Genomic DNA, 13278 nt, shown 5'->3' with positions numbered 1-13278 from the left:
TTAGACGCGGCGGCGCTTCGGCGGACGGCAACCGTTGTGCGGCATCGGGGTGACGTCGCGGATGGTCGTGATGGTCATGCCGGCGGCCTGAAGGGCGCGCAGGGCGGATTCACGGCCGGAACCGGGACCCGAGACGTTCACTTCCAGCGTCTTCACGCCGTGCTCGCTGGCCTTCTTGGCCGCATCTTCAGCCGCCATCTGGGCCGCGTACGGGGTCGACTTACGCGAACCCTTGAAGCCCATGTGACCGGCCGACGACCAGGAAATCGCGTTTCCTTGCGCGTCGGTGATGGTCACCATCGTGTTGTTGAAGCTGGCGTTCACGTGAGCCACGCCCGACGTGATGTTCTTGCGCTCGCGCTTCTTTACGCGACCCGGTTCCTTGGCCATGTGTCTGTCTTACTTCTTCTTGCCGGCGATCGGCTTGGCGGGACCCTTGCGGGTGCGGGCGTTGGTGTGCGTGCGCTGACCGCGGACCGGCAGGCCCTTACGGTGACGCAGGCCGCGGTAGCAGGCCAGGTCCATCAGACGCTTGATGTTCATCGAGGTCTCACGACGCAGGTCACCCTCGACGGTGTGATCGCGGTCGATCGTCTCGCGGATTTGCAGCACTTCCGCGTCCGTCAGTTGATTGACGCGACGGGCGGCTTCGATGCCGACCTTCTCGGTGATGTCCTTGGCGGCCGCCGGGCCGATGCCATGGATGTACTGAAGCGCGATTTCAACGCGCTTGTTGGTCGGGATGTTGACGCCAGCAATACGGGCCACGAAGCTCTCCAGATACGCGTGGGCGGACGCAATAAACGCTCCGGTCAACAGACCAGGAGCGTGACGCGCCCTTCGCGGAAGCGGGCCTTATACAGGGGATTCAGTTTCCGTCAACGGGTGTGAAGAGCGCAAACGCCCCCTCCCCGTCTAATTCCGCCCGAAGCCGATCGATACCGTCACCGTGACCCGCTGGCCCGCCACCACACGGCCCGAGGCGGTGCGCGGCGGGTTGAAGCGGAAGTTGCGCTCGGCGATGGCGATGGCGGCCGGGCCGATGCCTCGTCCCTCCGGGGTCTCCGAAACGACCCGGCAACTGCTGAGTCGCTGATCCCGCCCGATCTCGCAATTAACCTGCGCCCGGGCCGGAACGCCCCGGCGCCGGATGTCAGGCGGCATGCCGTCGATAATCTCTTGCCGGGTCGCGCCGCGCACGATCATCGGGCCGATGCCGGATCCCGGGCCGTCGCCGTCCCCCACGCCCGTGCCGGTCCCCGTCCCCAGCCCGCCCAGGCCGGTCCCGGTCTCCGCCGTGGTCACCGGCGAGGCGCCCAGCACCGTCGTCGGGACGGCGGGCGGCTCCGGCGGGGCGAACACCTCGGGCGGCGTCTCGGGCGGGCGCGGCGAGCGATGGATGTTGGAGGCGGCGGCCGGGGCCCCTCCTCCCTGCGTCGGCGAAGGCTTCACCGGCGGCGGAGGCGGCGGCGGCGGCGGCGGGGTCGGATCGAACAGCAGCACCTCGAGCGGCGGCGGAGGCAGAACCACGGGCGGCGTCGGCTGCGAGCGCCCGACGACCGCGAACACGCCAAGGTGCGCCGCCACGATGGTCGCGGCGACCGCGGCGTTGCGGACCCGGCGGTCCTTCAGGATCGGATGAGCCCATGACACCCGCGCTTCATGCCACATGGGGGATGAACGCGCGCTGTCAGGAAAGGTCGATCCCGCCGGGTCGGGCGGGATCGGATCCGGCGATTACGCCAGGGCGGCGTCGATGGCTTCGGAGACGGCGGCGATGGAGCCCATGCCGTCGACCTCGGTCAACAGCCCCTTGTCCGCATAATAAGGCAGAAGCGGCGCCGTGTTGCGGTTGTAGGCGTCCAGACGGACCTTGAAGCTTTCGGGATTGTCGTCCGGGCGGCCCTGATCGGCGAACCGGGCCGAGACCCGGTCCAGCAGGGCCTCGTCGTTCACCTTCAGGCGCACGACGTGATCGATCTGCTTGCCCAGCTTGGCCAGCATCTGATCCAGCGCCTCGGCCTGGGCCAGGGTGCGCGGGAAGCCGTCGAAGATGGCGCCGCCGGCGTCTTCCGCCGCCTTCAGCTGGGCCTCGATCAGGGCGATGACGACCGCGTCCGGGACCAGATCGCCGCGCGACATGATCGCCTGACATTCCTTGCCCAGCTCCGAGCCCGAGGCGATGGCCTCGCGCAGCATGTCGCCGGTCGACAGCTGGATCATGCCGCGGGCCTCGACCAGACGCTTGGCCTGGGTGCCCTTGCCCGCCGCCGGCGGTCCGAACAGGATCAGGTTCATGGCTTCCCCCCTCGCGGTCAGATCAGCGGCGGGCGGGCGCGGTCACGCCCTTGCCCTTGGCCCCGCCCCGGCCGCGCAGCTTGGCCTTCTTGATCAGGCCTTCGTACTGGTGCGCCAGCAGTTGCGACTGGATCTGGGCCACGGTGTCCATGGTGACCGAGACCACGATCAGGACCGAGGTGCCGCCGAAATACAGGCCGTTGCCGAAATAGGCGACGACGATCTCGGGCAGCAGGCAGACGGCGGTGATGTAGGCGGCGCCGATCACGGTCAGGCGGGTCAGGACATAGTCCAGATACTCCGCCGTGCGCTTGCCCGGACGGATCCCCGGCAGGAAGCCGCCGTACTTGCGCAGGTTCTCGGCCGTGTCCTCGGGGTTGAAGGTGATCGAGGTGTAGAAGAAGCAGAAGAAGACGATCAGGATCGCATACAGCACGCTGAACAGCGGCTGGCCGTGCTGCATCTGGGCGGTGACCAGCGGCAGCCACTGCAGCCAGGCCGGCAGGGTGGCCGACTGGGTCAGCGACACGACCGTGGTCGGCAGCATCAGCAGCGACGAGGCGAAGATCGGCGGGATGACGCCCGCGGTGTTGACCTTCAGCGGCAGGAACGAACGCTCGCCCCCGGCCATCCGGTTGCCTTCCTGGCGCTTGGGATACTGGATCAGAAGCCGGCGCTGCGCCCGCTCCATGAAGACGATGAAGGCCACGACCCCCACGGCCATCGCGGCGATCACCAGCAGGGCGATCGGCGACATCTGGCCTTGCTGGGCCAGGCCGAACAGGCGGGCGATGGTGCCCGGCAGGACGGCGACGATACCGGCGAAGATGATCAGCGAGATGCCGTTGCCGACGCCGCGCGCCGTCACCTGCTCACCCAGCCACATCAGGAACATGGTGCCCGCGACCAGGCAGGTCGTGGTGGTGACGATGAAGAAGAGGCCCGGCTCGTCGATCAGGCCCGCCTGACCGTTCAGCTGGGTGGCGATGCCGAAGCCCTGCGCCAGCGCCAGGACGACCGTCAGATAGCGGGTGTACTGGTTCAGCTGCTTGCGGCCGCTCTCGCCGCCTTCCTTGCGCAGCTTCTCCCAAGGCGGATACACGGCGCCCATCAGCTGCACGATGATCGAGGCCGAGATGTACGGCATCACGTTCAGCGCGAAGACAGCCATGTTCTGCACGGCGCCGCCCGAGAACATGTTGAACATGTCCAGGATGCCGCGATTGCCGTCGGTGTCCTGGAAGAAGGCCAGGAAGGCTTCGTTGTTGATGCCGGGGATCGGCACGTAGCAGCCGATACGGAACACGACCATGGCCAGCACGGTGAAGAGCAGGCGCTTGTGCAGCTCGGTCGCCTTGGCGAACGAGCCCATGTTCATGTTTGCTGCAAGTTGTTCGGCGGCCGAAGCCATAGTGTCACCCCGACTGATCAGAACGCGGCGCATCGGACGACGAGTCCGCGCCTTCGTCCAGATAGGAGAAGGGCGCCCCCATGGCGAGGGCGCCCTGAAGTCTTTTTACTTCGCGGCGGCGCGTTTGGCGCGAGCCGAGATCTTGTTGGCGTCGCCCAGCGGCGCCTTGGCGGCCGGAGCCTTGCCCTTGGCGGCGTTGCGCTTCTCGACGCGGGCAGCGGCCTTGGCTTCGGCAGCGATACGCTCCTGGACCACGGTGCCGCCGGCGTCTTCGATCGCCTTGATCGCGCCGGCCGAGGCCGACCACACGACCAGGTTCAGCTTGGCCTTGATCTCGCCGGTGCCCAGGATGCGGACGCCGTCCTTGACGCGACGGATCACGCCGGCGGCGACCAGGGCGTCGCCCTTGATCTCACCCTTGATGTCCAGCTTGCCGTCGTCGATGGCGTCCTGCAGGCGCCACAGGTTCACTTCGGCCAGCTTCAGCGCGTTCGGATTGTTGAAGCCGCGCTTGGGCATACGCATGTACAGCGGCATCTGGCCGCCTTCGAAGCCGCCGATGGCGACGCCCGAACGCGACTTCTGACCCTTGACGCCGCGACCGGCGGTCTTGCCCTTGCCCGAGCCCGGGCCACGGCCGACGCGCATGCGCTTCTTGTGGGCGCCTTCGTTGTCGCGGATTTCGTTCAGTTTCATGTGCCTGATCCTTTCGGGTTCTAGCGCCCGGATCTGATCCGGACTCGGCGTTTTCAGAATGCCCTCCCCTTCCAGGGAGGATGGCCGCAAGCGGCTGGATGGGGACGGCTGACAGCCTTCCCCGAAACCTCAAGGTCGCGCGCTATAGCGGCTCCCCACACAGCAGTAAAGGCGGCTCTTGCCGAGCCGCCTCCCACAGGACCGCCTCGCGGCGATCCGCCCTCCCCCGAAGGGGAGGGAGATACAGGTGTCTTACTTCTCGACCACTTCAACCATGTGCGCGACCTTGGCGATCATGCCACGGACGGACGGGGTGTCTTCCAGGGTCGACTCGCGGCCCATGCGGTTCAGGCCGAGGCCCGCCAGGGTGGCGCGCTGGTCCGACTTGCGACGGATCGGCGAACCGGTCTGGCGGATGGTGACGGTGGCGTTCGATTCGGTCTTGGCCATGTCTTAGCCCTCGATGGCTTCAGGCGCCGAAGCGCCGTCGTTGCGGCGGCCCATCAGGTCAGCGACCTTCTTGCCACGCTTCGAAGCAACCTGACGCGGCGACGACTGGACCTTGAGGGCCTCGAACGTCGCGCGGATCATGTTGTAGGGGTTCGACGAACCGGTCGACTTGCCGACGACGTCCTGGACGCCGAGGGTTTCGAGCACGGCGCGCATCGGACCACCCGCGATCACGCCGGTCCCGGGAGGGGCGGCGCGCATCATGATCTTGCCGGCGCCCCAACGGCCGTTGCCGTCGTGGTGCAGGGTGCGGTTCTCGCGAAGCGGAACCTTGATCATGGTCTTCTTGGCTTCTTCGGTCGCCTTGCGGATGGCTTCCGGCACTTCACGCGCCTTGCCATGACCGAAGCCAACGCGGCCCTTGCCGTCACCGACGACCATCAGGGCGGCGAAGCTGAAGCGACGGCCGCCTTTCACGGTGGCGGCGACGCGGTTGATGTGCACCAGCTTCTCGACGATGTCCGAATCCGGACCGTCAACAGCGGGAGCGTTGCGGTTGTCACGACGGTTGCGATCATTGCCGCCGCCGCCGCGTTGGGGTTGTTGCGCCATCTGTCGCGTCCCTTAGAAGTTCAGGCCGGCTTCACGCGCGGCTTCCGCCAGCGCCTTCACCCGTCCGTGATAGATGTAGCTGCCCCGGTCGAAGATGACGTCGGTGACGCCCTTCTCGATGGCGCGTTCGGCGATCAGCTTGCCGATCGCAGCAGCGGCGGCGGTATCCGAGCCCTTGTTGCCCTTGCCGCCTTCCAGCGACGAGGCGGCGGCCACCGTGACGCCCTTGGCGTCGTCGATGATCTGGGCCGAGATGTTCTTGTCCGAACGGTTCACCGACAGACGCAGACGGCCATTGGCCACTGCCTTGAGGTGACGGCGGGTGCGCTCCGAGCGGCGCTTGGCTTTTTGTTGAAGAGAGAGAGCCATGACTTACTTCTTCTTGCCTTCCTTGCGCCGGACGGTCTCGCCCTGGTAGCGCACGCCCTTGCCCTTGTAGGGCTCCGGCGGACGAAGCTTGCGGATGACGGCGGCGATCTGGCCCACGGCCTGCTTGTCAGCGCCCGAGATCTTGATCTCGGTTTGCTTCGGAACAGCGAAGGTCACGCCTGCCGGCGGATCGATGTCGACGTCGTGCGAGAAGCCGAGCTGCAGCGACAGCTGGTTGCCCTTCATCGCCGCACGATAGCCGACGCCGACCAGTTCCAGCGTCTTGTCGAAGCCGTCGGTGACGCCGACGACCATGTTGTCGACCAGCGTCCGCGACAGGCCCCACATGGCGCGGCCACGTTGGGTGTCGGTGCGCAGGCCGAGGGTCAGGCCCTCGTCACCCTGGGTGACTTCGATTTCTTCAGCGACGGTCCAGGAGCGTTCGCCCTTGGGACCCTTCACCGACACGGTCTGACCGTCGACGCCGATGGTGACGCCTTTCGGGACCGCGATGATTTTCTTGCCGATACGGGACATCTTAGTAGACCCTGCAGAGGACTTCGCCGCCGACGTTAGCGTCGCGGGCGGCAGCGTCCGACATGACGCCCTTCGACGTCGAAAGGATCGAGATGCCGAGGCCGTTCTTGATCGGCTTCAGATCGGTGATCGCCGAGTAAACGCGGCGGCCGGGCTTCGACACGCGGGCGATCTCGGCGATCACCGGCTGGCCGTCGAAGTATTTCAGCTCGATCTCGAACTGCGGGAACTCACCCGGGTTCTGCACCAGGTTGTAGCCGCGGATGTAGCCTTCGTCCTGCAGCACGTCGAGGACGCGCTGGCGCAGGCGGGAGGCCGGGGTCAGCACCTTCGAACGCTTGCGGGTCGCAGCGTTCTTGATGCGGGCGATCATGTCGCTCAGGGGATCGTTGATCATCATGTCTGTTGCTCCCCTTACCAGCTCGACTTCGTCAGGCCGGGGATCTGACCCAGGTTGCCCAGCTCACGCAGGGCAATCCGGCTCATCTTCAGCTTGCGATAGTAGGCGCGCGGACGACCCGTCACCTCACAGCGGTTGCGGATACGGTTCGGCGCGGAGTTGCGCGGCAGTTCCGCCAGCTTCAGGCGCGCTTCAAAGCGCTCCTCAAGCGGGAGGGACTCGTTGTTTGCGGTCGCCTTGAGGGCGGCACGCTTGTCGGCGTACTTCGCGACGAGGGCCTTGACCATCTCGTTACGGTTTACAGCGGACTTCTTAGCCATTGTCTGTTTCCCTTCCCGCTCAGTTCACGAACGGGAACTTGAACTCGGTGAGGAGAGCCTTGGCTTCCTCATCGGTCCGAGCCGTGGTGCAGACGATAATGTCCATGCCCCACATCTGGTCGATCTGGTCGTAGTTGATCTCCGGGAACACGATGTGTTCCTTCAGACCGGTCGCGTAGTTGCCGCGACCGTCGAACGACGTGCCCTTCAGACCACGGAAATCCTTCACGCGCGGCAGCGCGATCGTGATGAACCGGTCCAGGAACTCGTACATCTGATCGCCACGCAGCGTCACCTTGCCGCCGATGATCATGCCTTCGCGCAGCTTGAAGCCGGCGATGGAGTTACGAGCCTTCGTCGCGACGGCCTTCTGGCCGGCGATGGCGGTCAGGTCCTTGAGGGCGGCAGTCGCCTTCTTGGAGTCCGCAACGGCTTCGCCGATACCCATGTTCAGGACGATCTTGTCCAGCTTGGGGATCTGCATTTCGTTCGTGTAGCCGAACTTGGTCTTCATCTCGGCGCGGATGCGCGAGGTGTAGTCCGACTTCAGCCGCGGGGTGTATTTGGTGTCGGCCATCAGATGACGTCTCCCGTCGTCTTGGCGAAGCGGACCTTCTTGTCCCCCTCGACCTTGAAGCCGACGCGGGTCGCCTTGCCGTTGGCGTCGGCGATCGCGACGTTCGACAGGTGAAGCGAGGCTTCCTTGTTCTTGATGCCGCCCTGCGGGTCACCCTGGGTCGGACGCGTGTGGCGCTGAACCATGTTGATGCCCTGAACCAGGACGCGGTTTTCGGTCGGAAGGACCTTCAGGACCTGGCCGGAACGACCCTTGTCCTTGCCGGTCAGGATGACGACGTTGTCGCCCTTCTTGATCTTGGCGGCCATGTTACAGGACCTCCGGAGCCAGCGAGATGATCTTCATGTGGTTCTTGGCGCGCAGTTCGCGAGGAACCGGGCCAAAGATCCGCGTGCCGACCGGCTCGTTCTGCTTGTTGACGATGACGGCGGCCGACTTGTCAAAACGAATGACCGAGCCGTCCTTGCGCATGATGTCCTTGGCGGTGCGCACGACGATGGCGCGAACGACGTCGCCCTTCTTCACGCGGCCGCGGGGAATCGCTTCCTTCACCGAGGCGACAATGGTGTCGCCCACCGAGGCGTAGCGGCGCTTGGAGCCGCCCAACACCTTGATGCACATGACCCGGCGAGCGCCCGAATTGTCGGCCACCTCCAGGTTAGTTTGCATCTGGATCATAGGATCCGATCCTTTTCTTTACGAAGCCGAGGCGGCAGAGGCGTCCGACAGGACTTCCCAGCGCTTCAGCTTGGACTTCGGGGCGCACTCGACGATGCGGGCCAGGTCACCGACCTTGAGGGCGTTCGCTTCGTCGTGAGCGTGATACTTCTTGGACAGACGGACGGTCTTTTTCAGGACCGGGTGCAGCAGGGTGCGCTCGACCTTGACGATGACAGTCTTGTCGCCCTTGTCGGAGACGACCACGCCTTCGAGAATTCGCTTCGGCATATTCGTTTCCTTAAACCGCCGCGCGCTTCTCACGCAGAAGCGTGGAGATGCGGGCGATGTCCTTGCGCACTTCCGAGACCCGGTGGGTCTTTTCCATTTGGCCGGTGGCGGCCTGGAAGCGCAGGTTGAACTGTTCCTTCTTGAGCTTGAGCAGCTCGTCGGACAGCTGGTCCGGGGTCTGGGACCGGAGATCGGCGATCTTGGTCATCAGGCAGCAGCCTCCACATGGGCGATGCCGGCGTCGAGGCGGGTGACCACCTTGGTGCGGACCGGCAGCTTGGCGGCGCCGAGGCGCAGCGCTTCACGCGCCACATCGTCCGGCACGCCGTCGATTTCAAACAGGATACGGCCGGGGTGGCAGCGCGCGGCCCAGTGGTCCACGGCGCCCTTGCCCTTGCCCATCCGGACTTCGGCCGGCTTGCCCGTGACGGGCAGGTCGGGGAAGACGCGGATCCAGACGCGGCCTTGACGCTTCATCTGGCGGGTGATCGCGCGGCGAGCCGCTTCGATCTGACGCGCGGTGATGCGTTCCGGCTCAACCGTCTTCAGGCCGTACGAACCGAAGTTCAGCGAGAAGCCGCCCTTGGCCGAACCGTGGATCCGGCCCTTGAAGGCCTTGCGGTATTTGGTCTTTTTGGGTTGCAGCATGACTTAGTTCTCACGTCCCCGGTCACGACGCGGACCGCGATCACCGCGGGGGCCACGTTCACGGCCTTCGTTCGAGGAGGGGCCCGAAGCTTCCTGAGCCCAGCGCTTGTCCTGGGCCATCGGATCGTGCTCGAGCACTTCACCCTTAAAGACCCACACCTTCACGCCGATGATGCCGTACGTCGTCTTGGCTTGAATGAAGCCGTAGTCGATGTCGGCGCGCAGGGTGTGAAGCGGCACGCGGCCTTCACGGTACCATTCCATCCGCGCGATTTCCGCGCCGCCGAGGCGGCCCGACACGTTGATGCGGACGCCCTTGGCGCCGAGGCGCATGGCGGACTGCATCGAACGCTTCATGGCGCGGCGGAACGCGATACGGCGTTCCAGCTGCTGGGCGATGTTTTCAGCGATCAGCTGCGCGTCGGTTTCCGGCTTGCGGACTTCGACGATGTTCAGGTGAACTTCGCCTTCAGTGCGGGCCGAGATGTCCTTGCGGAGCTTCTCGATGTCGGCGCCCTTCTTGCCGATCACGACACCCGGACGGGCGGCGTAGATCGTCACGCGGCACTTCTTGTGCGGACGCTCGATGATGATGCGCGAGACGCCGGCGGCTTGCAGGCGCTCCTTCAGCCACGTGCGCAGCGCCAGATCCTGGTGCAGCAGACGGGCGTAGGAGGCGCCGTCGGCGAACCAACGGCTGTCCCAGGTGCGGTTCACGCCGAGGCGGAAACCGATCGGATTGATTTTCTGACCCATCAGGCGGCCTCGCCGGCTTCACGGACCACGATGGTGATCTCGCTGAACGGTTTCAGGATGCGCGACGAACGGCCACGAGCGCGGCTCGCGAAACGCTTCATCACCAGGTTCTTGCCCACGAAGGCCTCGGCGACAACCAGGTTGTCGATGTCGAGGTTGTGGTTGTTCTCGGCGTTCGAGATCGCCGAGTACAGGACCTTGCGGACGTCGGTGGCGATGCGCTTACGGCTGAATTCCAGCTCGTTGAGCGCCTTCTGCACCGGCAGACCGCGGATCGACTGGGCGACCAGGTTCAGCTTCTGAGGGCTGATCCGGACGTTCACCAGCTTGGCGCGGGCTTCCGTGAGGGCGACCCGGCGGGGGTTCTTGGTCTGGGCCATCAGTTACTTCCTTTTGGCCTTCTTGTCCGCCGCGTGGCCCGGGAAGTTCCGGGTCGGGGCGAACTCGCCGAACTTCATGCCGACCATCTCTTCAGAGACGATCACCGGCACGTGCTTCAGGCCGTTGTGGACGCCGAACGTCAGACCGACGAACTGCGGCAGGATGGTGGAGCGGCGCGACCAGGTCTTGATCACGTCCTTGCGGCCCGACGTTTGAACGGCGTCGGCCTTCTTGAGCAGATACCCGTCGACAAACGGGCCTTTCCAGGAGGAGCGGGCCATTCTTAGCGAGCCTTCTTAACGTGGCGGGTACGGATGATGTACTTGTCCGTAGCCTTGTTCTTGCGGGTACGGGTGCCCTTGGTGTCCTTGCCCCACGGGGTAACCGGGGTACGACCACCAGAGGTCCGGCCTTCACCACCACCGTGCGGGTGGTCGATCGGGTTCATGGCGACGCCGCGGACGTGCGGGCGGAAGCCCATGTGACGCTTGCGACCGGCCTTGCCGAGGTTCTGGTTCATGTGGTCGGGGTTCGAAACCGCGCCCACCGTGGCCATGCAGCCGTCCAGGACCATACGAAGCTCGCCCGAGCCGAGACGGATCTGGGCGTAGCCCTGATCGCGACCGACCAGCTGGGCGTAGGCGCCGGCCGAACGGGCCAGCTGGGCGCCCTTGCCCGGCTTCATTTCGACGTTGTGGATGATCGTACCGACCGGGATCGAGCGCAGCGGCATCGCATTGCCCGGCTTCACGTCGACCTTTTCACCAGCCACCACCGAGTCGCCCGCCTTCAGGCGTTGCGGCGCGATGATGTAGGCCTTTTCGCCGTCCTCATAGACGATGAGGGCGATGAAGGCGGTGCGGTTCGGATCGTATTCCAGGCGTTCGACGGTCGCCGTGGCGAACTTCCGACGCTTGAAGTCGATCTTGCGGTACAGGGTCTTGGCGCCGCCGCCGCGGAAGCGGACAGCGATGCGACCGCCCTGACCACGTCCGCCCGACTTGGTCAGGCCTTCGGTCAGCGACTTCTCGGGGCGGCCTTTATGCAGTTCCGAGCGGTCGATCAGCACCAGGGCGCGACGGCCCGGCGATGTCGGATTGTAGGTCTTCAAAGCCATTTGCTCAGAGCCCCGTGGTGACGTCGATCGACTGGCCTTCAGCCAGCGTCACGATCGCTTTTTTGATGTCGACCCGACGGCCCATGATGCCGCGGAAGCGCTTGGTCTTGCCCTTTTGAACCAGGGTGTTGACCTTCAGCACGTTGACTTTGAACAGGCTTTCGACCGCAGCGGCGATCTCGTCCTTGGTCGAGGTCCCCGAAACGCGGAAGACGACCTTGTTCTGTTCCGACAGGATCGTCGCCTTTTCGGTGATGATCGGCGACAGGATGGTGTCGTAGTGCTTGGCGGTGGGTTGAGCGCCGGCCATTACGCGGCTCCCTTCACAGCTTGAGCCTGCTCGCTACGCGAGGGCTTGTAGTCAGCGTAGTTGGCCTCGATGGCCTCGACGGCCGCCTTGGTCAGAACCAGCTTGTTGGCGCGGAGGATGTCATAGACGTTCAGACCGGCGTTCGGCAGCACTTCCACCATGGGAATGTTGCGAGCGGCGAGACCGAAGTTCACGTCAACTTCCGGACCGGCGATGATCAGCGTCTTGGTCCAGCCCAGCTTGCCGAGGGTTTCGCGCAGACCGGCGGTCTTGGCGTCCTTCAGGGTCAGGGAGTCCACAACGACCAGGTCGCCGGCCTTGGCCTTCGACGAGAGCGCGTGACGCAGGGCCAGGGCGCGGACCTTCTTCGGCAGCGAATAGCCGTGGTCGCGAACGACCGGACCGAAGGCGCGCGAACCGCCGACGAACTGCGGGGCACGGCGCGAACCGTGACGAGCGCCGCCGGTGCCCTTTTGCTTGTACATTTTCTTGCCCGTACGAGAGTTCTCGTTGCGGGTTTGAACCTTGTGCGTACCGGCGCGGCGCTTGGCCAGTTGCCAGTTGACGTAGCGGGCCAGCAGGTCGCCGCGGATGTCGGTGATGCCGAAGACGACATCCGACAGTTCCACGTCGCCGGCAGCCTTACCGTCGAGTTTGATGACCGAGAGTTTCATTACGCTTCACCGCCTTCGGTGGACTCGGCGGCCGGGGCTTCCTCAGCCGGCGTTTCAGCCGGTTGAGCCGCAGCGGCGGCCTTGTTCGACTTCACGCCGCCAGGGAACGGGGCGTCGGCCGGGCGGGCCTTCTTGATCGAGTCGCGAATCTTGACCCACGTGCCTTCGTGACCGGGGACAGCGCCCTTGATCAGGATCAGGCCGCGCTCCACGTCGACGCGGAAGACGGTCAGGTTCTGGGTCGTGACGACTTCTTCACCGAGGTGACCAGCCATCTTCTTGCCCGGGAACGTGCGACCCGGATCCTGACGGTTACCCGTGGAGCCGTGCGAACGGTGAGAGACCGAGACGCCGTGGGTCGCCCGCAGGCCGCCGAAGTTCCAGCGCTTCATGGCGCCGGCGAAGCCCTTACCAATCGTCTTGGCTTGGACGTCGACCTTCTGGCCCGCGATGAAGTGATCGGCCGAGAACTCGGCGCCCACATCCATCATGGCGTCCGCATCAATGCGGAACTCGGTGACATAGGCCTTCGGTTCCACTTCCAGCTTGGCGAAAGATTCGCGCTGAGCCTTGTTGGTGTTCTTGGCCTTCTTGGTGCCAGCGCCCAGCTGGAGAGCGACGTAGCCGTCACGCTCCTGGGTACGTTGGCCGACGACTTGGCAGCCGTCGAGCTGAAGCACAGTGACCGGTACGTGCGCGCCGTCTTCGGCGAACACGCGGGTCATGCCCAGCTTCTTGGCGATCACGCCCGTGCGCATCGGATCCCGCCTCTTT

The 13278-nt window shown here is 65.1% G+C and carries 25 protein-coding genes; all 25 read right to left on the bottom strand.

Annotation, left to right across the window (positions count from 1 at the left end; translation table 11 throughout):
- On the bottom strand, positions 1-390 hold the full coding sequence (gene rpsK / locus ACW174_RS11605; RefSeq protein WP_300292379.1) for a 30S ribosomal protein S11: 390 nt from the start codon (positions 388-390) through the stop codon (positions 1-3).
- A 9-nt stretch (positions 391-399) separates the two neighbouring features.
- Positions 400-768: a 30S ribosomal protein S13 gene (gene rpsM / locus ACW174_RS11600; RefSeq protein WP_492014580.1), complete on the bottom strand. Its 369-nt coding sequence runs from the start codon at positions 766-768 to the stop codon at positions 400-402.
- Positions 769-915: 147 nt separating this feature from the next.
- Positions 916-1653 carry an energy transducer TonB gene (locus ACW174_RS11595; protein WP_492014579.1) on the bottom strand — a complete coding sequence of 246 codons (738 nt, stop codon included), beginning with the start codon at positions 1651-1653 and terminating at the stop codon, positions 916-918.
- An 84-nt stretch (positions 1654-1737) separates the two neighbouring features.
- A complete protein-coding gene (locus ACW174_RS11590) occupies positions 1738-2298 on the bottom strand; it encodes an adenylate kinase (protein ID WP_492014578.1) in 561 nt (186 codons plus the stop codon).
- Positions 2299-2320: 22 nt separating this feature from the next.
- Entirely contained in the window at positions 2321-3709 is a 1389-nt protein-coding gene (gene secY / locus ACW174_RS11585) for a preprotein translocase subunit SecY (protein ID WP_492014577.1), read from the bottom strand.
- A 105-nt stretch (positions 3710-3814) separates the two neighbouring features.
- Positions 3815-4405, bottom strand: a complete 591-nt coding sequence (gene rplO, locus ACW174_RS11580; RefSeq protein WP_492014576.1) for a 50S ribosomal protein L15 — start codon at positions 4403-4405, stop codon at positions 3815-3817.
- Between the two features lie 252 nt (positions 4406-4657).
- Positions 4658-4855 carry a 50S ribosomal protein L30 gene (gene rpmD, locus ACW174_RS11575; RefSeq protein ID WP_492014575.1) on the bottom strand — a complete coding sequence of 66 codons (198 nt, stop codon included), beginning with the start codon at positions 4853-4855 and terminating at the stop codon, positions 4658-4660.
- Positions 4856-4858: 3 nt separating this feature from the next.
- A complete protein-coding gene (gene rpsE, locus ACW174_RS11570; protein ID WP_492014574.1) occupies positions 4859-5467 on the bottom strand; it encodes a 30S ribosomal protein S5 in 609 nt (202 codons plus the stop codon).
- Between the two features lie 12 nt (positions 5468-5479).
- Positions 5480-5836 (bottom strand): 50S ribosomal protein L18, encoded by a 357-nt coding sequence (gene rplR / locus ACW174_RS11565; protein ID WP_492014573.1) that lies wholly within the window; start codon positions 5834-5836, stop codon positions 5480-5482.
- Between the two features lie 3 nt (positions 5837-5839).
- Positions 5840-6373: a 50S ribosomal protein L6 gene (rplF, locus tag ACW174_RS11560; RefSeq protein ID WP_492014572.1), complete on the bottom strand. Its 534-nt coding sequence runs from the start codon at positions 6371-6373 to the stop codon at positions 5840-5842.
- A gap of 1 nt (position 6374) precedes the next feature.
- Complete coding sequence (rpsH, locus tag ACW174_RS11555; RefSeq protein ID WP_492014571.1) at positions 6375-6773, bottom strand: 30S ribosomal protein S8; 399 nt, start codon at positions 6771-6773, stop codon at positions 6375-6377.
- A 14-nt stretch (positions 6774-6787) separates the two neighbouring features.
- The gene (gene rpsN / locus ACW174_RS11550) at positions 6788-7093 is read right to left on the bottom strand and encodes a 30S ribosomal protein S14 (RefSeq protein ID WP_492014570.1); all 306 of its coding nucleotides are present in this window, start codon (positions 7091-7093) and stop codon (positions 6788-6790) included.
- A gap of 19 nt (positions 7094-7112) precedes the next feature.
- Complete coding sequence (gene rplE / locus ACW174_RS11545) at positions 7113-7670, bottom strand: 50S ribosomal protein L5 (protein ID WP_492014569.1); 558 nt, start codon at positions 7668-7670, stop codon at positions 7113-7115.
- Positions 7670-7978 (bottom strand): 50S ribosomal protein L24, encoded by a 309-nt coding sequence (gene rplX, locus ACW174_RS11540; RefSeq protein ID WP_492014568.1) that lies wholly within the window; start codon positions 7976-7978, stop codon positions 7670-7672. Before rplX ends, rplE begins: the two co-directional genes overlap by 1 nt.
- Before the next feature lies 1 nt (position 7979).
- A complete protein-coding gene (rplN, locus tag ACW174_RS11535; protein ID WP_055832151.1) occupies positions 7980-8348 on the bottom strand; it encodes a 50S ribosomal protein L14 in 369 nt (122 codons plus the stop codon).
- Positions 8349-8366: 18 nt separating this feature from the next.
- The gene (gene rpsQ / locus ACW174_RS11530) at positions 8367-8618 is read right to left on the bottom strand and encodes a 30S ribosomal protein S17 (RefSeq protein WP_141626261.1); all 252 of its coding nucleotides are present in this window, start codon (positions 8616-8618) and stop codon (positions 8367-8369) included.
- Positions 8619-8628: 10 nt separating this feature from the next.
- Entirely contained in the window at positions 8629-8826 is a 198-nt protein-coding gene (rpmC, locus tag ACW174_RS11525; RefSeq protein WP_056450349.1) for a 50S ribosomal protein L29, read from the bottom strand.
- The gene (gene rplP / locus ACW174_RS11520) at positions 8826-9266 is read right to left on the bottom strand and encodes a 50S ribosomal protein L16 (RefSeq protein ID WP_141626259.1); all 441 of its coding nucleotides are present in this window, start codon (positions 9264-9266) and stop codon (positions 8826-8828) included. The genes rpmC and rplP overlap by 1 nt, the downstream gene beginning before the upstream one ends.
- A gap of 3 nt (positions 9267-9269) precedes the next feature.
- Positions 9270-10022 carry a 30S ribosomal protein S3 gene (gene rpsC / locus ACW174_RS11515; RefSeq protein ID WP_492014567.1) on the bottom strand — a complete coding sequence of 251 codons (753 nt, stop codon included), beginning with the start codon at positions 10020-10022 and terminating at the stop codon, positions 9270-9272.
- Positions 10022-10402 (bottom strand): 50S ribosomal protein L22, encoded by a 381-nt coding sequence (gene rplV / locus ACW174_RS11510; protein ID WP_291837498.1) that lies wholly within the window; start codon positions 10400-10402, stop codon positions 10022-10024. The genes rpsC and rplV overlap by 1 nt, the downstream gene beginning before the upstream one ends.
- Positions 10403-10405: 3 nt before the next feature.
- Positions 10406-10684, bottom strand: coding sequence for a 30S ribosomal protein S19 (gene rpsS / locus ACW174_RS11505; RefSeq protein WP_492014566.1), 279 nt, complete (start codon positions 10682-10684; stop codon positions 10406-10408).
- A 2-nt stretch (positions 10685-10686) separates the two neighbouring features.
- A complete protein-coding gene (gene rplB / locus ACW174_RS11500) occupies positions 10687-11520 on the bottom strand; it encodes a 50S ribosomal protein L2 (protein ID WP_492014565.1) in 834 nt (277 codons plus the stop codon).
- A gap of 4 nt (positions 11521-11524) precedes the next feature.
- Positions 11525-11830: a 50S ribosomal protein L23 gene (locus ACW174_RS11495; protein ID WP_056615230.1), complete on the bottom strand. Its 306-nt coding sequence runs from the start codon at positions 11828-11830 to the stop codon at positions 11525-11527.
- The gene (gene rplD, locus ACW174_RS11490) at positions 11830-12504 is read right to left on the bottom strand and encodes a 50S ribosomal protein L4 (protein WP_492014564.1); all 675 of its coding nucleotides are present in this window, start codon (positions 12502-12504) and stop codon (positions 11830-11832) included. The genes ACW174_RS11495 and rplD overlap by 1 nt, the downstream gene beginning before the upstream one ends.
- Positions 12504-13262 carry a 50S ribosomal protein L3 gene (gene rplC / locus ACW174_RS11485; RefSeq protein WP_492014563.1) on the bottom strand — a complete coding sequence of 253 codons (759 nt, stop codon included), beginning with the start codon at positions 13260-13262 and terminating at the stop codon, positions 12504-12506. Before rplC ends, rplD begins: the two co-directional genes overlap by 1 nt.
- Positions 13263-13278: the final 16 nt, after the last annotated feature.

Source organism: Brevundimonas sp. AVps31 (genome assembly GCF_058681355.1).
Note: the sequence above shows the minus strand (reverse complement) of the source record. Positions and strands in the feature narration are given on the sequence as shown.